Origin of the sequence: Priestia sp. TSO9 (assembly GCF_021029645.1) — a bacterium.
Lineage (GTDB): Bacteria > Bacillota > Bacilli > Bacillales > Bacillaceae_H > Priestia > Priestia megaterium_E.
The window spans coordinates 1,125,381-1,144,988 of record NZ_JAJEKD010000015.1 but is presented as its reverse complement, the minus strand read 5'-3'; the positions used below and the strand labels follow the sequence as shown (position 1 = coordinate 1,144,988).

The following is a 19,608-nucleotide window of genomic DNA, read 5'->3' as shown; positions in this document are numbered from 1 at the left end:
AAAATAAGCGGTTATGATATAGTAATTGTGGAAATGCTAAGGATACGGACGAGAAAGAGTGGGGAAACCCGCTCTTTCTTATTGATATGAACTTACTGACATAGTAAGTAGTATGGAGAACGAATCGGCTTCTAGCATGATTCGTTTTTTCTGTAGATTTTCAATCACCATGATTGATTTATTATGCGACGTTTAAAATCCTGCAATACAAATGACAACATTTCCACTCTAGTAGGTTAGACCTCTTATAGAGTGCAAAATAAAAATAGCAAATAAACCACTCTTTTTTGATATAAGAGACATAAAAAACGCGTAACCTAAACATACCATGCAATGTCTCGAAGGGAGGATTAGAATGAGTAAAAATGTAAAACAAACAGTGGAAGAAATGGTTTCCCCTATCTTAGAGGAAATGAATTTAGAGCTTGTTGAAATTGAATACGTAAAAGAAGGAAAAGATTGGTTTTTACGTGTGTTTATCGACTCTGATACCGGCGTGGATATCGAAGACTGCGGAGCAGTAAGTGAAAAATTGAGTGAGAAAATGGATGCAGTAGATCCAATCCCTCATAACTATTTTTTAGAAGTATCATCGCCTGGTGCGGAACGCCCATTAAAAAAAGATAAAGATTTTGAACGTGCAATTGGTAAGCATGTATACATAAAAACATATGAACCAATTGAAGGCGCAAAAGAATTTGAAGGCGAATTACAATCATTTGACGGAGAAACTGTCACATTATCTATTCGTATCAAAACACGCACAAAAACGGTGGTTTTACCATATGACAAAGTCGCTTTTGCTCGATTAGCGATTGTATTTTAATGTGTAGGGGCCAATATTAAAGGGGGATTATCCAACGATGAGCAGTGAGTTATTTGATGCCTTAGTCATTCTTGAAAAAGAGAAAGGCATTAGCAAAGATGTAATTATTGAAGCAATTGAAGCAGCGCTAATTTCTGCTTACAAACGCAACTTTAACCAAGCGCAAAACGTACGCGTTGATTTAAATTTAGAAAGAGGTTCAATGCGCGTGTTTGCTCGCAAAGATGTGGTTGATGAAGTATATGATCCACGCCTGGAAATTTCGGTTGAAGAAGCACAAACAATCAACCCTAACTTTCAGCTAGACGATGTGGTTGAAATCGAAGTAACGCCAAAAGACTTTGGACGCATCGCGGCTCAAACGGCAAAACAAGTTGTTACACAGCGTGTTCGTGAGGCGGAACGAGGCGTTATCTATTCAGAGTTCAGCGATCGCGAAGAAGATATTATGACAGGTATTGTTCAGCGTCAAGATTCTCGCTTCATCTATGTGAGCCTTGGCAAAATTGAAGCATTGCTTCCTCAAAGCGAGCAAATGCCAAATGAGCAGTATAAACCTCATGATCGTATTAAAGTGTATATTACGAAAGTAGAAAAAACAACAAAAGGCCCACAAATCTATGTTTCACGTACGCACCCAGGTCTTTTAAAACGTCTTTTCGAAAAAGAAGTACCGGAAATCTATGACGGTACAGTTGAATTAAAATCAGTAGCTCGCGAAGCTGGAGACCGTTCAAAAATCTCTGTTCATTCTGAGTATGCTGAAGTAGATCCTGTCGGTTCTTGTGTAGGGCCAAAAGGTCAGCGCGTACAGGCTGTTGTAAATGAACTAAAAGGTGAAAAAATTGACATCGTTCGCTGGTCAAATGACCCAGTTGAATTTGTTGCCAATGCCCTAAGTCCATCTAAGGTAGTAGATGTGATTGTAGATGAAAATGAAAAAGCAACAACTGTTATCGTTCCTGACTATCAGCTGTCACTTGCAATTGGTAAACGTGGACAAAATGCACGTCTAGCTGCTAAGCTGACAGGCTGGAAAATTGATATTAAAAGTCAATCAGAAGCTGAACAAGAAGGTATGGTTGTAAAAAACAGCGATGATATGCTAGTAAGTCAACATGCATTTGATTCAGATGAAGATATGGAATAAGAGGTGAGCCAAGGTGAACAATCGTAAAAAAGTCCCGATGCGAAAATGTGTGGCCACTGGAGAAATGAAGCCTAAAAAAGAGCTAGTACGCGTTGTACGCTCAAAAGAAGGCGACGTTTCAGTTGATGTAACGGGTAAAAAGTCCGGGCGCGGAGCTTATGTAAGCAAGGATAAAGAAGCAATTTTATTGGCAAAAAAGAAAAATGTGCTTTCGACACATTTAGGCGCGTCAATAGATGAAGCGGTTTATGAAGAGTTGCTAGCGCTTGTAGAAAAGGAGAAACAGTCACGCTAATGAATGAACAATGGATCTCCTTTTTAGGGCTTGCAAACCGTGCACGCAAATTGATTTCTGGAGAAGAACTTGTGGTTAGAGAAGTTCGGAAACAAAAAGCAAAGTTAGTACTTTTAGCAAGCGATGCGTCTGAAAACACAAAGAAAAAAGTAACGGATAAATGTTCTTACTACAACGTTTCGGTTAAAATCGTTCCCGATCGCTACACGCTAGGTCAAGCGATCGGTAAAGATGCTCGAGTTGTAGTAGCCGTGATGGACGAGGGATTTGCTAAAAAGCTAGCAACGATGCTCGGTTAATTTTATGGGGGTGAAAGTATTGAATAAAAATACAAAATCAACAGCTAACAAAGGAAACAATAAAGGTAACAAAAAGCCGCAGGGACAAAAGTCACAGGCACCAAAAGGTAGACCAGCTCCAGCAGCTGCAAAAGAGTTACCGGAAAAAGTAACGTTTGTCGGAAGCTTAACGGTTTCTGAGTTAGCAAAAGAATTAGGCAAAGAGCCTTCTGAAATTATTAAAAAACTATTTATGCTTGGTGTAATGGCAACAATTAACCAAGAGTTAGATAAAGATTCTATCGAACTAATTGCCGGAGAATACGGTGTAGAAGTTGAAGAAGAAGTAGTGGTAGATGACACTGCTTTTGACTCATTAGAAATCATTGATGACGAAAAAGATCTTCAAGTGCGTCCTCCAGTTGTTACAATCATGGGTCACGTTGACCACGGTAAAACGACGCTTCTTGACTCTATCCGTAACACAAAAGTAACGGCTGCAGAAGCAGGCGGTATCACGCAGCATATCGGTGCTTATCAAGTTGTGGTTGATGAAAAGAAAATTACATTCCTTGATACACCAGGGCATGCTGCATTTACAACGATGCGTGCTCGCGGTGCGCAAGTAACGGATATTACAATCCTTGTTGTTGCAGCAGACGATGGTGTAATGCCTCAAACAATTGAAGCGATTAACCATGCAAAAGCGGCAGAAGTGCCAATTATTGTTGCGGTTAACAAAATGGATAAAGAAGCAGCAAATCCAGATCGCGTGATGCAAGAACTAATGGAGCACGGCCTTGTAGCTGAAGAGTGGGGCGGAGAAACAATCTTCTGTAAGCTTTCAGCCATTTCGGGTGAAGGGATCGATCAATTGCTTGAAATGATTTTACTTGTAAGTGAAGTAGAAGAGTTAAAAGCAAATCCGAACCGTCGTGCAGCAGGTACAGTTGTAGAAGCACAGTTAGATAAAGGCCGTGGGTCTGTAGCAACGCTTCTTGTTCAAACTGGTACACTACGCGTAGGTGATCCAATCGTAGTCGGAAATACGTTTGGCCGCGTTCGCGCAATGGTAAATGATATCGGCCGCCGTGTGAAGGAAGTAGGACCATCTACTCCGGTTGAGATTACTGGCTTAAACGAAGTTCCGTTAGCTGGAGATCGTTTCTTAGTGTTTGAAGATGAGAAAACAGCTCGTCAAATCGGAGAAGCTCGTGCTCAAAAGCAGCTTGAACAACAGCGCGGTGAAAAATCTCGCGTAAGCTTAGATGATTTATTTGAAAAAATTAAACAAGGTGAAATGAAAGACTTAAATCTTATCGTAAAAGCAGACGTACAAGGTTCTGTAGAAGCATTGGCTGCTGCTCTTCAAAAGATTGATGTAGAGGGTGTAAATGTTCGTATTATCCATACGGGTGTAGGTGCGATTACAGAATCTGATATCATTCTTGCAACGGCTTCTAACGCAATCGTTATCGGCTTTAACGTGCGTCCAGATGCTGGAGCAAAACGTACAGCTGACGTAGAAAACGTAGATATTCGTCTTCACCGCATTATTTATAAAGTAATTGAAGAAATTGAATCTGCGATGAAAGGAATGCTTGATCCTGAGTTTGCTGAAAAAATCATCGGTCAAGTGGAAGTACGTCAAACATTCAAAGTATCAAAAGTTGGTACAATCGCAGGAAGTTACGTAACAGACGGTAAAATTACGCGTAATAGTGGAATTCGTTTAATCCGTGACGGAATTGTTATCTTTGAAGGTGAAGTAGATGTGCTAAAACGCTTTAAAGACGATGCAAAAGAAGTTGCTCAAGGATATGAGTGTGGTATTACAATTAAAAACTTCAATGATATTAAAGAAGGAGATATTATTGAAGCATATGTAATGGAGCAAATTGATCCTAAATGATTGGACTAGTGGAGTGTGAATGCTTAATTTACGATGCTGCTTCTCTTAAAGAAAAACGTGCCGTGCTTCAGCGCATCTTGATGCGCTTGAAGCAGCGGTTTAACGTATCAGTTTCAGAAACTGATTTTCAAGATGTGTGGCAACGAACAAAAATTAGCATTGTCGCAGTCTCATCTAGCCGTGTCACAACGGAACAAGAACTGCAAAAAGCGCTAAGCTTAATTGATTCTTTTCCAGAGATTGAACGTACCATTACAACTTTTGATTGGTTATAAAAGGGGTGACACAGATGAACATAAGAGCAACTAGAGTCGGAGAACAAATGAAAAAAGAGATGGGCGAGATTTTAAATCGTAAAATCAAGGATCCGCGCATCGGTTTTGTGACTGTAACAGATGTTCAAGTATCAGGCGATTTACAGCAAGCGAAAGTTTATATCTCTGTTTTAGGAGATGCTGAACAGCGTGAGAATACGTTAAAAGGCCTTGCGAAAGCAAAAGGATTTATCCGCTCAGAAATCGGTCAGCGCATTCGCTTACGTAAAACACCTGAAATTACGTTTGAGTTTGATGAATCAATTGATTATGGTAATCGAATTGAATCATTGCTTCATGAAATTAAAAAAGAAAGCGATGACCATCAAGAGAACGAATAAGATCAGTGAATGTAGAAACAAAAAAGGGTGTCTCAAAAGTGGTTTTTGCTTCTGAGACACCCTTTTTTAAATGAAAAGGAGATGAAGAATGAGTGGACGGTGTTTTAGTTTTACATAAACCAGCTGGCCTGACTTCGCACGACTGTGTGTTTAAAGTCCGAAAGCTGCTTCGCACTAAAAAAGTAGGGCATACAGGCACATTAGACCCAGACGTTACAGGGGTATTACCTATTTGTATCGGTAGAGCTACCAAAATTGTAGAGTATCTAACAGGAGCTACTAAAACCTATGAAGGAGAAGTGACACTCGGATTTTCTACAACAACAGAAGATTCTTCGGGAGAGGTTGTAGAAGAAAAGAAAGTAGCAGATTCTTTTTCGCGTGCTCAAATCGAAGAAGTGCTGTCTTCGATGACGGGAGAACTTCAGCAAGTGCCTCCAATGTACTCCGCGGTAAAAGTCAAAGGTAAAAAGCTATATGAATATGCAAGGCAAGGAATCGAAGTAGAGCGCCCTGTTAGAACCATTCATATTTATAGCTTTGAACTGCTGGATAATCGCGCTACATTTGAGGGAGAACAAATTTCCTTCAAATTCCGCGTAACGTGCAGCAAAGGTACATATGTGCGAACGCTTGCTGTGATGATTGGAGAAGCTCTGGGCTATCCGTCTCATATGTCTTATTTGCAGCGAACGGGTTCCGGGCAGTTTTCACTGGAAGATTGTATGACATTTGAAGATATTGAACGAGCGGTCGAAGAAGAAACGATCAATGAGAAACTGCATTCCATCGAAGAAGCTCTTAATCATTTGCCGAAACTTCAAATTAGTGATACATTAGCAGAGAAAGTGAAAAACGGCGCGGTATTGCCGTGTACGGAAGATGAAGAGTTAAAAAAAGAACCATTCTTTTTAATGATAAATTCTGCAGGCAAGTGCTTAGCGATTTATGCTCAGCACCCAACAAAAAAACATTTAATGAAGCCGGTTAAAGTGTTGGCAATCGACTAGACCGGTTAGGGAAAAGGTGAACTGTGTTTTGGAAACGATTGAAATTCGACATCCACACCACTTTCAACGAGAAGCTGTTCAACAATCAGTGTTAGCGCTTGGTTATTTTGATGGTGTGCATTTAGGGCATCAGCAAGTGATAAATTCAGCAAAACAGTTAGCCGATGAAAAAGGCATAGCTAGTGCTGTGATGACGTTTACTCCTCACCCTTCTGTGGTGCTCGGGCGCAACGTGCAGCACATTGATATGATCACACCACTTCAAGAAAAAAAGAAACTCATTGAGGAAATGGGAATTGACTTTTTATATATCGTTCATTTTGATAAACAGTTTGCAGCACTATTGCCTCAAGAGTTTGTTGATCAGTATATTATTGGCCTGAATGTGCAGCATGTGGTAGCTGGATTTGACTATACGTATGGAAAGTTAGGTAAAGGAACAATGGAAATACTACCATTTCATTCTCGATCAAAATTCACGCAAACAACAATTGATAAGTTAACAAATGGCGAAGAAAAAATTAGTTCAACGCTTATTCGCGAAAGTTTAGCAAATGGAGACATGCATCGAGTAAAAGAGCTGCTCGGCCGCTATTATGAAGTGTCAGGTACAGTAACTCATGGAGAAAAGCGAGGCAGGCAAATAGGTTTTCCAACCGCTAACATCGCTTTAGATGATGAGTATTTACTTCCGCGCATCGGTGTATATGCTGTTGAGCTTCAGCTCCACGGCAAGTGGTATGCAGGAGTATGCAACGTGGGCTACAAGCCGACTTTTCACGATAATTTAGAAAAGCCAACAATCGAAGTCCACTTATTATCATTTGACGAGCAAATCTACGATCAGCACGTAACGGTGAAATGGCACCGAATGATTCGTTCAGAAAAAAAGTTCAGCGGCATCGAAGAGCTTGTCGGTCAGATCTCAAAGGACAAGGAAGAAGCCGTTGCTTATTTTGAAGGAATTCAAAAGCATAAGAAATAAAAAAATATATATAAATAGCTGCTACGACTTGCTTTTTGCTTCAATAAGTAGTAACATAACACTTGTATGTAAAACAACCATTGCTTGGCATTACGATTCACCAACGTTTTGCTCGGTAACTGGGGTTTAATAATAAGGAGGTGAATAGGATGGCTATCACACAAGAGCGTAAAAATGAAATTATTAGTGAGTACAAAACTCATGCGAACGACACTGGTTCTCCAGAAGTTCAAATCGCTGTCCTAACAGAGCAAATTAACAATCTAAACGGTCACTTACGTACTCATAAAAAGGATCATCATTCACGTCGTGGTCTTTTAAAAATGGTAGGTCGACGTCGTAACTTACTTAACTACCTACGTAACAAAGACGTTACTCGTTATCGTGAGTTAATCAACAAACTTGGTTTACGTCGATAATAAGAAGAAAGCGGGAGCATTCCCGCTTTTTTAGTATGTACATTTAAGAAACATTAAAGATGCTACATAATGTGAAAAAAGCTATTGTTTTTGGATATTTCGTTTATAATAAAACTATCACATTTGATTACATACATATTTTATATGTAGAGAGGGGTACTCGTCGATATGGAACAAGAAAAACGAGTGTTCTCCGTAGATCTAGCTGGACGAAAGCTAGAAGTTGAAGTTGGCCAGTTGGCAAAACAAGCAAATGGCGCAGCATTAATCCGCTATGGAGACACAGTTGTATTAAGTACAGCAACGGCTTCAAAAGAGCCTAAAAATGTAGATTTCTTCCCGTTAACAGTAAACTATGAAGAGCGTTTATATGCAGTCGGTAAAATCCCAGGTGGATTCATTAAGCGTGAAGGCAGACCAAGTGAAAAAGCAATCTTGGCTAGCCGTTTAATCGACCGTCCGATTCGTCCTTTATTCGCAGATGGTTTCCGAAACGAAGTTCAAGTTGTCAGCGTTGTAATGAGCGTAGATCAAAACTGTTCTTCAGAAATCGCAGCAATGTTTGGTTCTTCATTAGCATTATCAGTATCTGATATTCCATTTGAAGGTCCTATTGCAGGCGTAATCGTAGGCCGTGTAGACAATGAATTTGTTGCAAACCCAACGGTAGATGAGCTTGAAAAAAGCGATATTCATCTGACGGTTGCTGGTACAAAAGACGCGATCAACATGGTTGAAGCAGGCGCTGATGAAGTACCGGAAGAAGTAATGTTAGAAGCAATTATGTTTGGACACGAGCAAATTAAAAAATTAATTGCGTTCCAAGAAGAAATTGTAGCAGCAGTAGGCAAAGAAAAAGTAGAAGTTGCGCTTTATACTGTTGATGCTGACCTTGAGCGTCAAGTTCGCGAAATTGCAGAAGGTGACATGAACCGTGCTGTTCAAGTTCAAGAAAAGCATGCGCGCGAAAATGCGATTAAAGAAGTGAAAAGCGCAGTAGCTGCAAAATTTGAAGAGCAAGATGTAGAAGAAGAAGTACTAAATCAAGTGAATGAAATTTTGTCGAAGCTTGTTAAAAGTGAAGTGCGTCGCTTGATCACGGAAGAAAAAGTGCGTCCTGATGGCCGTAGTATTGACGAAATTCGTCCACTTTCTTCTGAAACAAACTTGCTTCCGCGTACACACGGATCTGGATTATTTACGCGTGGACAAACTCAAGCGCTTAGCATCTGTACATTAGGTGCACTTGGCGATGTGCAAATTTTAGATGGTTTAAGTGTAGAAGAATCTAAACGCTTCATGCATCACTATAACTTCCCTTCATTTAGTGTTGGTGAAACTAGACCGATGCGCGGACCGGGTCGTCGTGAAATTGGACATGGTGCGCTAGGCGAACGTGCACTTGAGCCGGTTATTCCAAATGAAAAAGATTTCCCATATACAATTCGTCTTGTATCTGAAGTATTAGAATCAAACGGTTCTACTTCACAAGCAAGTATTTGTGCAAGTACGCTTGCAATGATGGATGCTGGGGTTCCAATTAAAGCACCTGTAGCAGGGATTGCCATGGGTCTGATCAAATCAGGTGAACACTACTCGATTCTAACGGACATTCAAGGAATGGAAGATCACCTAGGAGACATGGACTTTAAAGTAGCAGGTACGGAAAATGGCGTAACTGCGCTTCAAATGGATATTAAAATTGACGGGTTATCTCGTGAAATTTTAGACGAAGCCCTTCAACAAGCGAAAAAAGGCCGTATGCAGATCTTAAATCATATGATGTCAACGATTGCTACGCCCCGTCAAGAGCTTTCTCAATATGCGCCTAAGATCCTTACAATGGCTATTAACCCTGATAAAATTCGTGATGTTATTGGACCAAGCGGCAAGCAAATAAATAAAATCATCGAAGAAACAGGCGTTAAAATTGATATCGAACAAGATGGTACAATCTTCATTTCTTCTATTGATCAGCCGATGAATGAAAAAGCGAAGAAAATCATTGAAGATCTTGTACGCGAAGTCGAAGTGGGCCAAATGTACTTAGGAAAAGTAAAACGAATTGAAAAATTCGGTGCATTTGTAGAAATCTTCAGCGGAAAAGATGGGCTTGTTCACATTTCTGAGCTTGCAGAAGAGCGTATTGGAAAAGTAGAAGACGTTGTAGCGATTGGTGACGAGCTTTTAGTTAAAGTCATGGAAATTGATAAACAAGGTCGCGTTAACTTATCTCGTAAAGCAATTTTAAAAGAACAAAAAGAAAAAGAAGAAAAAGCAAAAGAAACAAAATAATCTTCTTTTACTACTATATAGATATTGTGAAATCGTCCATACATGAAGAAAATCCATGTGTAGGGCGATTTTATCGTTTGTAGATGTTTGTTCTACCTTGTCCTCTTTATACATATTTTAAATGGTAAAGGGGGAAGGATAAGTGAAGAGAACCATTGTGCAATTTACAGCATTTCTATTTTTACTGGCAATTACATATAAATCTATTTATAATCCTTTTGCTGAAGCATATATAGAAGCACTTAAATCCGATGTACAACTTGTATCAGCTCAGCATGATGCGTTATATCAAAAGATTGAAGAAAAAGCAAAAGATTATGAAAAGCCGGCAGCGAATGCACGAATCGATCCCGTTTGGAAACGGGTTCCTGGCTATAACGGCATAAAAGTTGATCTTGCTGCTTCTTATAAAAATATGAAACCTGCGGGTAAATTTGATGAAAAAAAACTAGTGTACAAACAGGTTAGACCAAAGGTTCACTTGAGTGATTTACCACAGGAACCTATCTACCGTGGACACGATGAAAAGCCTATGGTATCGTTTACAGTGAACGTAGCATGGGGGAACGAGTATTTGCCTAAAATGTTAGAAGTGCTAAAAAAGCACCATGCTAAAGCAACTTTCTTTTTAGAAGGAAAATGGGTTAAAAATAATCCAGATATGGCAAAAATGATTGTAGACGCAGGGCATGAAGTCGGAAACCACTCTTATTCTCATCCTGATATGGCCACTTTATCGGCTAGTCAAATCAATCAGCAGCTAAAAAAAACGAATGATATTATTACGTCTACTACGGGACAAAAAGTAAAATGGTTTGCTCCGCCGAGCGGCAGTTTTCGCCCCGAAGTAGTAACGCTTGCTTCTCAGTTAAAAATGAGTACCATCATGTGGACAGTTGATACAATCGATTGGCAAAAGCCAAGTTCAGAAGTGTTAATTAATCGAGTAATGAAAAAGATTCACCCAGGGGCTATTGTACTGATGCACCCGACTGAATCAACGGCCGAATCGCTTGACCAATTGTTAACCGATATTGAACACAAAGGCCTGAAAGTTAGCGATGTGTCAACAATGCTAGATGAAGAACGAATGATGAAAATACCTTCTTCTACTAAGAAGTAAGTGAGATAAGCAAAAGGGAGGCACTAGCTTGATAAAACGATATACGTGCAAAAATGGTGTAAGAATTGTATTGGAAAATATCCCAACTGTTCGATCTGTGGCCATTGGGGTTTGGATCGGAACGGGTTCTCGAAGTGAACACCCTGAAATTAATGGTGTATCACATTTTCTTGAACATATGTTTTTTAAAGGAACAAAAACAAGATCTGCTCGTGAAATTGCAGAAAGCTTCGACCGCATTGGCGGACAAGTAAATGCATTCACTTCTAAAGAATACACGTGCTACTATGCAAAAGTATTAGACGAACACGCAGATCAAGCACTAGATGTGCTGGCGGATATGTTCTTTAATTCTTCATTTGATGAAGAGGAATTAGCTCGTGAAAAAAATGTTGTATATGAAGAAATTAAAATGTATGAAGATACACCTGATGATATTGTACACGATTTATTAGGCAAAGCCGTATATGGCAATCATCCATTAGGCTATCCAATTTTAGGAACGGAAGATACGTTAAAAACATTTAACGGTGATTCGCTTCGTCAGTATATGGAGCAAATGTATATTCCCGAAAACATCGTTATTTCAGTAGCTGGAAACATTGATGAAAGTTTTATTCAGCAGGTGGAAAACTATTTTGGTACATATACGTCAAGTCATTCCGCGCATCAATATGTTCAGCCAGAGTTCCATACAAATCATATTGCGCGCAAAAAGGAAACAGAACAAGCTCATCTTTGCCTTGGCTTTAAAGGTTTGCCAATCGGCGGAGAAGATGTATATAGCTTAATTGTATTAAATAACGTGCTTGGCGGAAGTATGAGCAGTCGTTTGTTCCAAGAAGTCCGCGAACAGCGCGGCTTGGCTTATTCTGTTTTCTCTTATCATTCTTCTTATCGAGACAGCGGTCTTGTAACGATTTATGGGGGGACGGGAAGCCATCAGCTCGACGTATTATATGATACGGTTCAAGAAACGCTTTATGATCTGAAAGACAAAGGTATTACAGATAAAGAACTTGCTAACAGCAAAGAGCAGCTGAAAGGAAACTTAATGCTGAGTCTTGAAAGTACAAATAGCCGTATGAGCAGAAACGGAAAAAATGAGTTAATGCTAGGCTATCATCGTTCATTAGATGAGATTCTAGACCTTGTTAATGCCGTGACTAAAGATAGTGTAAATGGTCTTGCGCGAGATATTTTCAAAGATGAATTTGCTCTTTCATTAATAAGCCCGAGTGGAGATTTGCCTAAAGGTTTTAAAGGAAAGTAAACAGTAAAAGTAAGGTTGGCTAAAATAATTGAGCCAGCCTTATTTTTTTGTCATTTTTTGTATGGTTGTTCAATAAATTAGAGAAAAGGAGGGATACTATGAGATTAAGCGAACTGAGTGGAAAAGAAATTGTGGATGTTAAGCGAGCAGAGCGTTTGGGTATTTTAGGGCAAACGGATCTTGAAATTAATGAACATACGGGACAAATTAATGCGCTGATTATTCCATCTGTGAAGTGGTTTGGGTTTCGAAAGCAAGGAGATGAAGTGCGAGTGCCGTGGGGGAATATCGAAAAAATTGGTACAGATATGGTGATTGTAAATGTCCAGCAGCTAGAAGACATAAACAATCAGTCAACAAAATAAGAAACGAGATGCTTCCTGCATCTCGTTTCTTTTATTTTCAGGGATAAAGATTCACCGATTCCTGTGTGTTTACATAGTATGTTGAAGAAAAGCAATAGGCATTCTAGGGCGTAATGATAGCACTTTACATCTCGATGGTTTAAGCGAAAGATACATCTATTTAATGTTAAAGAAGGTGAAAATGAAACATGTTAACGGATTTGCACATAGCTGTAATTGGCGGTGATGCTAGGCAGCTTGAAGTCATTCGAAAATTAATTCAATTAGATGCAAAAACCTCTCTTATTGGTTTTGATCAGCTAGATCATGGTTTTACAGGTGCGACGAAATATCAGATAGAGGAGCTGGATTTTTCAGATGTTGACGCCATCATCCTTCCAGTGCCTGGAACAAATCACGAAGGGCAAGTAGATACTATTTTTTCAAATGAAAAAGTAGTGCTGACTGAAGAAATACTTAAAAAAACGCCTGAGCACTGCATTATTTATTCTGGTATTAGCAATGGGTATTTAAACGAATTAGTCAAAACGACAAACCGTAAACTCGTTCAGCTATTTGAGCGTGATGATGTAGCAATTTATAACTCTATTCCTACAGTTGAAGGTACCATCATGCTTGTTATTCAACATACGGATTTTACCATTCACGGTTCAAATATTTCTGTTCTAGGTTTAGGAAGAGTAGGAATGAGCGTGGCGAGGTCCTTTGCTGCACTTGGTGCCAATGTAAAAGTAGGAGCTAGAAAATCTGAACATTTAGCACGTATTGCTGAAATGGGTTTGCAACCTTTCTATCTTTCTGCACTCGATAAAGAAATTGCTGATAGTGATATATGTATTAACACCATTCCATACCCCATCTTAACGGCTAAGACATTATCTAATGTCCCGACCCATGCACTTATTATTGATTTAGCTTCAAAGCCTGGAGGAACCGATTTCCGCTATGCAGAAAAACGAGGAATTAAAGCTATTTTAGCACCAGGTCTTCCAGGAATTGTGGCTCCAAAAACAGCAGGTCAGATTGTCGCTAATGTATTAGTGAATTTATTAAAAGACGCTGCGGATGCGAGAGAGGAGAAAAAATAATGTCATTAAAAGGTAAAAGAATAGGATTCGGCTTGACCGGATCTCACTGTACGTATGATGCGGTTATGCCGGAAATTGAAAAGCTTGTTAATTTGGGAGCAGAAGTGTTACCGGTCGTTTCTTACACCGTACAATCCACAAATACTCGTTTTGGAGATGGAGAAGACTGGGTGAAAAAAATTGAGGAATTAACGGGCCACGCCGTCATCAATACAATTGTAAAAGCAGAGCCTTTAGGACCGAAAATTCCGCTTGATTGTATGGTGGTTGCTCCAATCACTGGGAATACGATGAGTAAGTTTGCAAATGCAATGACTGAATCTCCGGTACTCATGGCAGCTAAAGCAACGCTTCGTAATAATAAGCCGGTGGTACTGGGAATTTCGACTAATGACGCACTAGGGCTAAATGGTGTAAACTTAATGAGGCTAATGGCTACTAAAAATATTTATTTTATTCCATTTGGTCAAGATGACCCGGTGCTTAAGCCAAATTCAATGGTAGCGCGTATGACGATGTTATCAGACACGGTGTACGCAGCGCTTGAAGATAAACAGATTCAGCCTGTTATTGTCGAAAGGTTCCGCGACGGTCAAGAGTCATAGGACATATATGCCTCTTGCTGTTGCATGAATCTATTCAATACTGCGGCTGTAAGAGAACTCTCAATCTCAAAGAAGAGAAGATTTTAAAAATCTTCTCTTCTTTGACGCAATGAAGCATAATAATATGTTAAAATAGTCAGTATATGCAGATAAATGTTGAGTAGTTGAAAATTGTTGGAGGCGGTATTAAAATGACAAGAGAATTACATGTAGCAGTAGTAGGAGCAACAGGTGCAGTAGGACAACAAATGATTAAAACCCTACAGGAGCGTAATTTTCCAGTTGGTAAATTAACGTTATTATCTTCAGCTCGTTCAGCTGGTAAAAAAGTGTTGTTTAACGGAGAAGAAGTTGTTGTGCAAGAAGCAACTCCTGATAGCTTTGAAGGCGTAGATATTGCTTTATTCAGTGCAGGCGGGAGTATTTCAAAAGCACTTGCACCAGAGGCAGTAAAACGCGGAGCAATCGTTGTAGACAACACAAGCGCTTATCGAATGGATGAAAATGTCCCGTTAGTTGTGCCGGAAGTGAATGAAGACGCATTACACGCACATAACGGAATCATTGCTAATCCAAACTGCTCTACAATTCAAATGGTTGCAGCATTACAGCCGTTGCGCGAAACATACGGCTTATCTAAAGTACTAGTATCAACGTATCAAGCCGTTTCTGGAGCAGGCGCTGCTGCAATTAATGAATTAAAAGAACAAGCTAAAGCTATTTTAGAAGAAAAAGAGTTTACACCGGAAATTTTACCGGTTGGTGGAGATAAAAAACATTATCAAATTGCTTTTAATGCCATTCCGCAAATTGATAAATTTCAAGATAACGGTTTTACATTTGAAGAAATGAAAATGATTAATGAAACGAAGAAAATTATGAGCATGCCTGAATTGCCAGTAGCTGCTACTTGTGTTCGTCTACCGGTTGTAACAGGTCATTCAGAGTCAGTGTACATTGAAATTGAAAAAGACGGTGTAACGGTAGCTGATGTGAAAAATTTATTGGCTGATGCACCTGGTATCGTATTGCAAGATGATCCAGAAAATCAAGTATATCCAATGCCAGCAGATTGTGTAGGTAAACGAGATGTGTTTGTCGGCCGTATTCGTAAAGATTTAGATCGCGATAACGGTTTCCATATGTGGATCGTTTCTGATAACTTGTTAAAAGGTGCAGCTTGGAATTCTGTACAAATTGCAGAATCACTTATTAAGCTTAGCTTAGTAAAATAAGCGCAACCAGAGTGTCTCGGAACATGATGAGGTGTAAGTATGAAAATAATCGTCCAAAAATTTGGAGGAACTTCCGTTCGTAACGAAGAAGGAAGAGCGAGAGCAATCTATCATTTAAATAATGCATTAAGTGAGGGTTACAAAGTAGTCGTTGTTGTATCGGCAATGGGACGAAAAGGTGAGCCGTATGCAACGGATACATTGCTTTCACTTGTTGATGGAAATAAAGCGTCTCTTAATAAACGTGAGCTTGATATGCTTATGGCATGCGGAGAATTAATTTCATCGGTTGTGTTTACGAATTTATTAAACGAAAATGGTATTAAAGCTACAGCGTTAAACGGTGCACAGGCCGGGTTTGTGACGAATGATGATTTTACCAATGCCAAGATACTAGAAATGAAATGCGATCGTTTGTTAAAAGAATTAGAAGAATATGATGTCGTTGTTGTAACAGGCTTTCAAGGTGCAACTACTGAAGGTGATACAACAACGCTTGGACGCGGAGGCAGCGATACATCTGCTTCAGCTTTAGGTGCAGCCCTTATGGCTGATTACATTGACATTTTCACAGATGTAGAAGGTGTGATGACAGCGGACCCGCGTATTGTAGAAGATGCAAGACCGCTATCCGTTGTCACATATAACGAAATATGCAACATGGCTTATCAAGGTGCAAAAGTAGTTCACCCACGTGCCGTAGAAATTGCCATGCAAGCAAAAGTGCCGATGCGCGTCCGTTCCACGTATGCTGATTCAACAGGTACGCTCGTTACATCTCAAGGTGAAGCACAGCAGCGTGGAAGCGATGTGCAAGAACGCCTTGTAACAGGTATCGCGCACGTATCCAACGTCACTCAAATTAAAGTTTTTAGTAAAGAAGGCCATTATGATACGCAAGCAGAAGTATTCAAAGCAATGGCACAAGAAAAAATCAGCGTAGATTTTATCAATATTTCACCGAAGGGTGTTGTATATACGGTAACAGATGAAGCAACTGACAAAGCGATTGATGTGCTTCATGCGCTAGGGTATGAGCCGGCTGTTATTCGCAACTGTGCCAAAGTGTCAACGGTTGGAGCAGGCATTGCAGGGGTGCCTGGTGTTACATCTAAAATTGTTACAGCCCTTTCTGGCGAAGGTATTCAGATTTTACAATCTGCTGATAGCCATACGACGATTTGGGTGCTTGTAAAAGAAGAGGATTTAAAGAAAGCCGTTAATGCTCTTCATGGTGCCTTTGACTTGTCAAAAGCACCGCAAAAGAGATAAACTACATGTTCCGTTAGCTATAAGCTAACGGTTCATTACATGAATAGGGATAATGCAATTTCAAGGAGTGAAAACATGATTGATTTTGGGAAAGTCGCAACAGCGATGGTAACGCCTTTTGATCATAAAGGAAATATTGATTTTGAAAAAACAACGCAGCTTATTAACTATTTAATCAGCAACGGTTCGGATGCGTTGGTTATTGCAGGAACAACGGGTGAATCTCCTACGCTTTCAACAGAAGAAAAGCTGGCGCTGTTCCGCCACTCAGTAAAGGTAGTAGATGGCCGTGTACCTGTTGTTGCTGGTACAGGAAGCAACAATACGTATGCATCAATTGAATTAACAAAAAAGGCAGAAGAAATCGGCGTAGATGCGATTATGATTGTAGCACCTTATTACAACAAGCCGAATCAGGAAGGCTTATATCAGCACTTTAAAACAATTGCTGAAAGTACAGAGCTTCCTGTCATGTTATACAATATTCCAGGGCGATCTGTGATCAATATGTCTGTTGATACAATTGTACGCCTAGCTGAACTGCCAAATGTTGTAGCGTTAAAAGATGCAAGCGGAGACCTTGACGCAATGACAGCTATTATCGCACAAACAAGCGATGATTTTGCTTTATACAGCGGTGATGATGGCTTAACACTACCGGTATTAGCAATTGGAGGAACTGGCATTATTTCTGTTGCCTCTCACGTTATTGGAAATGAAATGCAAGAGATGGTTAAGCTGTATGAGTCGGGAAATCCGAAAGAAGCAGCAAAAATTCATCAGCGTATTGTACCCGTTATGAAATCTCTTTTTGCAGCTCCAAGTCCAACGCCTGTTAAAACGGCTTTACAGCTAAAAGGGTTAGACGTAGGATCTGTACGATTACCTTTAGTTCCGTTAACGGAAGAAGAACGCCAAACGTTAGTCAGCACATTAAATACGATATAAGCTCTATAAGTATGTTTTTTAAACGTCTCTTCATTGACCGTATATACGAGTCGATGAAGAGACGTTTTTTTCTTATAAGATAATAGAAGAGCAGATGACGGAAATAGACGAATGAAATTTCTTGTATTCCAATTCTTACTTCAGTTATAATGTAAGCAAATGAAATTGTACGGGTGAAAGTAAGTAGGAGGAGCTTATGGTACTAGAAAAGACAGAAAATATTAAAATTTCAGCCTTGGGTGGAGTCGGAGAGATTGGAAAAAACATGTATGTTGTGGAAATAAACGGAAACATATATGTGTTAGATGCAGGATCAAAGTTTCCGGGAGAAGAAATGTTGGGGATTGATATTGTCATTCCGGACATTACATATTTAGTAGAAAATCAGCAGAACGTAAAAGGCATATTTGTTACTCATGGACACGAAGAGCAAATTGGCGCTATTCCCTTTATACTTCAAAAATTGGATGTGCCTGTATATGGTACAGAATTAACGCTAGCACTCATCAAAGAAAAGTTAAAAGAGTATGGAATTAAAAAATATGACGCTTTACATCCTATCACTTCGTCAACGGTTTTATCGTTTGAAGGAGTGGATATTTCATTTTTCAGAACGCAGCACAGCATACAAGATTCAGTCGGCATTTGTTTACAAACAAATCAAGGTGCGATTGTATATACAGGTGATTTTAAATTTGATCAAAATTCAGTCAGCATTCAAAGCGCGGATATTGGAAAAATGGCTGCCATTGGGGAAAAAGGCGTCCTGTGTTTGCTTTCAGACAGTACAAATGCGGATAAGCCGGGCTATACAGTTTCCGAAGCGGTTATCGGACAAAATATTACCGACGCTTTTTATAAAAGCAAAGGTCGAATCATTGTGGCTGCATACAGTTCCAATCTGCACCGCATTCAGCAAATCATTCATGCCGCATATCAGCACGGCCGTAACCTGATCGTTATGGAAAAAAGTATGCTGAAAATCATTGATATTGCAGCAAAACTTGGACATTTACAGCTGCCTGAGGATTTAATTGTTCCTGTGCAAAAGCTAAAAGATCTTTCAGAACATGAAACGGTTATTTTAACAACAGGTCATCACGGAGAGCCGATTTTAGGTCTTACTCGAATGGCTAAACAGTCCCATAAATTGATTCAAATCAAACAAAATGATACGGTCCTGCTGGCTGCTACACCTGTGGCGGGGCATGAAACGACCTTTTCAAAAACAATTGACGTCATCTTTCGTTTAGGAGCAAGCGTAGTGTTTGCTCAGAAGAAAGTGCAGGCTTCCGGACACGGCAGTCAAGAAGAATTAAAATTTATGATTAACTTAACAAAGCCGAAATATGTCATGCCTGTGAATGGAGAGTATCGAAAACAAAAAGCTTATGCAAAGCTGGCCGGTCAATTAGGAATATCAGAAGATCATATTTGTTTGCTTGAAAAAGGTGAGCGAGTTGAGTTTAAAGATGCTCGCATGTACCCTAGCGGTTCTATTCAAGCGGGAAATACGCTCATTGATGGACTAGGCGTCGGTGATATTGGAAATATCGTTCTGAGAGATCGCAGGCTGCTGTCACAGGACGGAATCTTAACGGTAGTAGTTACGATTAATAAACGCCAAAAAACGGTAGTAGCGGGGCCAGAAATCATCTCCCGCGGATTCGTCTATGTAAGAGAATCAGAAAAGCTTTTAGAAGAAGCAACGAAGATTGTTCAGCAAATTTTAGAAAAGTGTATGGAAGACAAAGTGATCGAGTGGTCTTCATTAAAATTAAAAATGAGAGAAAGTTTAAATCAATTTTTATATGAAAAAACCCGTCGTAAACCGATGATTTTACCGATTATCATGGAAATCTAATGTGAAGCCT

Annotated in this window: 20 protein-coding genes; all 20 read left to right on the top strand. The window is 39.6% G+C overall.

Annotated elements, in window-relative coordinates; translation table 11 throughout:
* Window positions 1-355 precede the first annotated feature (355 nt).
* The 20 genes from rimP to LJC66_RS21005 all read left to right on the top strand — a co-directional run bounded on the left by rimP (window position 356) and on the right by LJC66_RS21005 (window position 19,598).
* The gene (rimP, locus tag LJC66_RS21100; RefSeq protein ID WP_013084764.1) at window positions 356-826 is read left to right on the top strand and encodes a ribosome maturation factor RimP; all 471 of its coding nucleotides are present in this window, start codon (window positions 356-358) and stop codon (window positions 824-826) included.
* 37 nt (window positions 827-863) lie between these two features.
* On the top strand, window positions 864-1,976 hold the full coding sequence (gene nusA, locus LJC66_RS21095) for a transcription termination factor NusA (RefSeq protein WP_013058839.1): 1,113 nt from the start codon (window positions 864-866) through the stop codon (window positions 1,974-1,976).
* A 13-nt stretch (window positions 1,977-1,989) separates the two neighbouring features.
* Window positions 1,990-2,271: an RNase P modulator RnpM gene (gene rnpM / locus LJC66_RS21090; protein WP_013058838.1), complete on the top strand. Its 282-nt coding sequence runs from the start codon at window positions 1,990-1,992 to the stop codon at window positions 2,269-2,271.
* Window positions 2,271-2,570: a YlxQ family RNA-binding protein gene (locus tag LJC66_RS21085; protein WP_013058837.1), complete on the top strand. Its 300-nt coding sequence runs from the start codon at window positions 2,271-2,273 to the stop codon at window positions 2,568-2,570. The genes rnpM and LJC66_RS21085 overlap by 1 nt, the downstream gene beginning before the upstream one ends.
* A 19-nt stretch (window positions 2,571-2,589) precedes the next feature.
* A complete protein-coding gene (gene infB, locus LJC66_RS21080; protein ID WP_050689623.1) occupies window positions 2,590-4,461 on the top strand; it encodes a translation initiation factor IF-2 in 1,872 nt (623 codons plus the stop codon).
* Entirely contained in the window at window positions 4,458-4,736 is a 279-nt protein-coding gene (locus tag LJC66_RS21075) for a DUF503 domain-containing protein (RefSeq protein ID WP_013058835.1), read from the top strand. The genes infB and LJC66_RS21075 overlap by 4 nt, the downstream gene beginning before the upstream one ends.
* A 14-nt stretch (window positions 4,737-4,750) precedes the next feature.
* Window positions 4,751-5,116: a 30S ribosome-binding factor RbfA gene (gene rbfA / locus LJC66_RS21070; protein WP_013058834.1), complete on the top strand. Its 366-nt coding sequence runs from the start codon at window positions 4,751-4,753 to the stop codon at window positions 5,114-5,116.
* Window positions 5,117-5,208: 92 nt separating this feature from the next.
* Window positions 5,209-6,126, top strand: coding sequence for a tRNA pseudouridine(55) synthase TruB (gene truB, locus LJC66_RS21065; RefSeq protein WP_230933492.1), 918 nt, complete (start codon window positions 5,209-5,211; stop codon window positions 6,124-6,126).
* Between the two features lie 28 nt (window positions 6,127-6,154).
* Window positions 6,155-7,111, top strand: a complete 957-nt coding sequence (ribF, locus tag LJC66_RS21060; RefSeq protein WP_230933491.1) for a bifunctional riboflavin kinase/FAD synthetase — start codon at window positions 6,155-6,157, stop codon at window positions 7,109-7,111.
* A gap of 149 nt (window positions 7,112-7,260) precedes the next feature.
* Window positions 7,261-7,530, top strand: a complete 270-nt coding sequence (gene rpsO, locus LJC66_RS21055; protein WP_013058831.1) for a 30S ribosomal protein S15 — start codon at window positions 7,261-7,263, stop codon at window positions 7,528-7,530.
* A 168-nt stretch (window positions 7,531-7,698) separates the two neighbouring features.
* Window positions 7,699-9,825, top strand: coding sequence for a polyribonucleotide nucleotidyltransferase (gene pnp / locus LJC66_RS21050; protein WP_230933490.1), 2,127 nt, complete (start codon window positions 7,699-7,701; stop codon window positions 9,823-9,825).
* Window positions 9,826-9,967: 142 nt separating this feature from the next.
* Window positions 9,968-10,948: a polysaccharide deacetylase family protein gene (locus LJC66_RS21045; RefSeq protein ID WP_230933489.1), complete on the top strand. Its 981-nt coding sequence runs from the start codon at window positions 9,968-9,970 to the stop codon at window positions 10,946-10,948.
* Between the two features lie 28 nt (window positions 10,949-10,976).
* On the top strand, window positions 10,977-12,221 hold the full coding sequence (locus LJC66_RS21040; protein WP_230933488.1) for a M16 family metallopeptidase: 1,245 nt from the start codon (window positions 10,977-10,979) through the stop codon (window positions 12,219-12,221).
* Between the two features lie 98 nt (window positions 12,222-12,319).
* Complete coding sequence (locus LJC66_RS21035) at window positions 12,320-12,586, top strand: YlmC/YmxH family sporulation protein (protein WP_016765372.1); 267 nt, start codon at window positions 12,320-12,322, stop codon at window positions 12,584-12,586.
* 188 nt (window positions 12,587-12,774) lie between these two features.
* A complete protein-coding gene (gene dpaA / locus LJC66_RS21030; RefSeq protein WP_230933487.1) occupies window positions 12,775-13,674 on the top strand; it encodes a dipicolinic acid synthetase subunit A in 900 nt (299 codons plus the stop codon).
* Entirely contained in the window at window positions 13,674-14,279 is a 606-nt protein-coding gene (locus LJC66_RS21025) for a dipicolinate synthase subunit B (RefSeq protein ID WP_013058825.1), read from the top strand. The genes dpaA and LJC66_RS21025 overlap by 1 nt, the downstream gene beginning before the upstream one ends.
* Before the next feature lie 191 nt (window positions 14,280-14,470).
* Window positions 14,471-15,514: an aspartate-semialdehyde dehydrogenase gene (asd, locus tag LJC66_RS21020; protein WP_013058824.1), complete on the top strand. Its 1,044-nt coding sequence runs from the start codon at window positions 14,471-14,473 to the stop codon at window positions 15,512-15,514.
* 39 nt (window positions 15,515-15,553) lie between these two features.
* Entirely contained in the window at window positions 15,554-16,786 is a 1,233-nt protein-coding gene (dapG, locus tag LJC66_RS21015; protein ID WP_013084757.1) for an aspartate kinase, read from the top strand.
* A 75-nt stretch (window positions 16,787-16,861) separates the two neighbouring features.
* Window positions 16,862-17,734 carry a 4-hydroxy-tetrahydrodipicolinate synthase gene (gene dapA, locus LJC66_RS21010; RefSeq protein WP_098579288.1) on the top strand — a complete coding sequence of 291 codons (873 nt, stop codon included), beginning with the start codon at window positions 16,862-16,864 and terminating at the stop codon, window positions 17,732-17,734.
* Window positions 17,735-17,930: 196 nt separating this feature from the next.
* A complete protein-coding gene (locus tag LJC66_RS21005; protein ID WP_230933486.1) occupies window positions 17,931-19,598 on the top strand; it encodes a ribonuclease J in 1,668 nt (555 codons plus the stop codon).
* Window positions 19,599-19,608 lie beyond the last annotated feature (10 nt).

Coding starts and splice junctions, on each gene's coding strand:
- rimP (WP_013084764.1), top strand. CDS start 356: ATGAGTAAAAATGTAAAACAAACAGTGGAAGAAATGGTTTCCCCTATC.
- nusA (WP_013058839.1), top strand. CDS start 864: ATGAGCAGTGAGTTATTTGATGCCTTAGTCATTCTTGAAAAAGAGAAA.
- LJC66_RS21085 (WP_013058837.1), top strand. CDS start 2,271: ATGAATGAACAATGGATCTCCTTTTTAGGGCTTGCAAACCGTGCACGC.
- LJC66_RS21075 (WP_013058835.1), top strand. CDS start 4,458: ATGATTGGACTAGTGGAGTGTGAATGCTTAATTTACGATGCTGCTTCT.
- rbfA (WP_013058834.1), top strand. CDS start 4,751: ATGAACATAAGAGCAACTAGAGTCGGAGAACAAATGAAAAAAGAGATG.
- rpsO (WP_013058831.1), top strand. CDS start 7,261: ATGGCTATCACACAAGAGCGTAAAAATGAAATTATTAGTGAGTACAAA.
- pnp (WP_230933490.1), top strand. CDS start 7,699: ATGGAACAAGAAAAACGAGTGTTCTCCGTAGATCTAGCTGGACGAAAG.
- LJC66_RS21035 (WP_016765372.1), top strand. CDS start 12,320: ATGAGATTAAGCGAACTGAGTGGAAAAGAAATTGTGGATGTTAAGCGA.
- dpaA (WP_230933487.1), top strand. CDS start 12,775: ATGTTAACGGATTTGCACATAGCTGTAATTGGCGGTGATGCTAGGCAG.
- LJC66_RS21025 (WP_013058825.1), top strand. CDS start 13,674: ATGTCATTAAAAGGTAAAAGAATAGGATTCGGCTTGACCGGATCTCAC.
- asd (WP_013058824.1), top strand. CDS start 14,471: ATGACAAGAGAATTACATGTAGCAGTAGTAGGAGCAACAGGTGCAGTA.
- dapG (WP_013084757.1), top strand. CDS start 15,554: ATGAAAATAATCGTCCAAAAATTTGGAGGAACTTCCGTTCGTAACGAA.
- dapA (WP_098579288.1), top strand. CDS start 16,862: ATGATTGATTTTGGGAAAGTCGCAACAGCGATGGTAACGCCTTTTGAT.
- LJC66_RS21005 (WP_230933486.1), top strand. CDS start 17,931: ATGGTACTAGAAAAGACAGAAAATATTAAAATTTCAGCCTTGGGTGGA.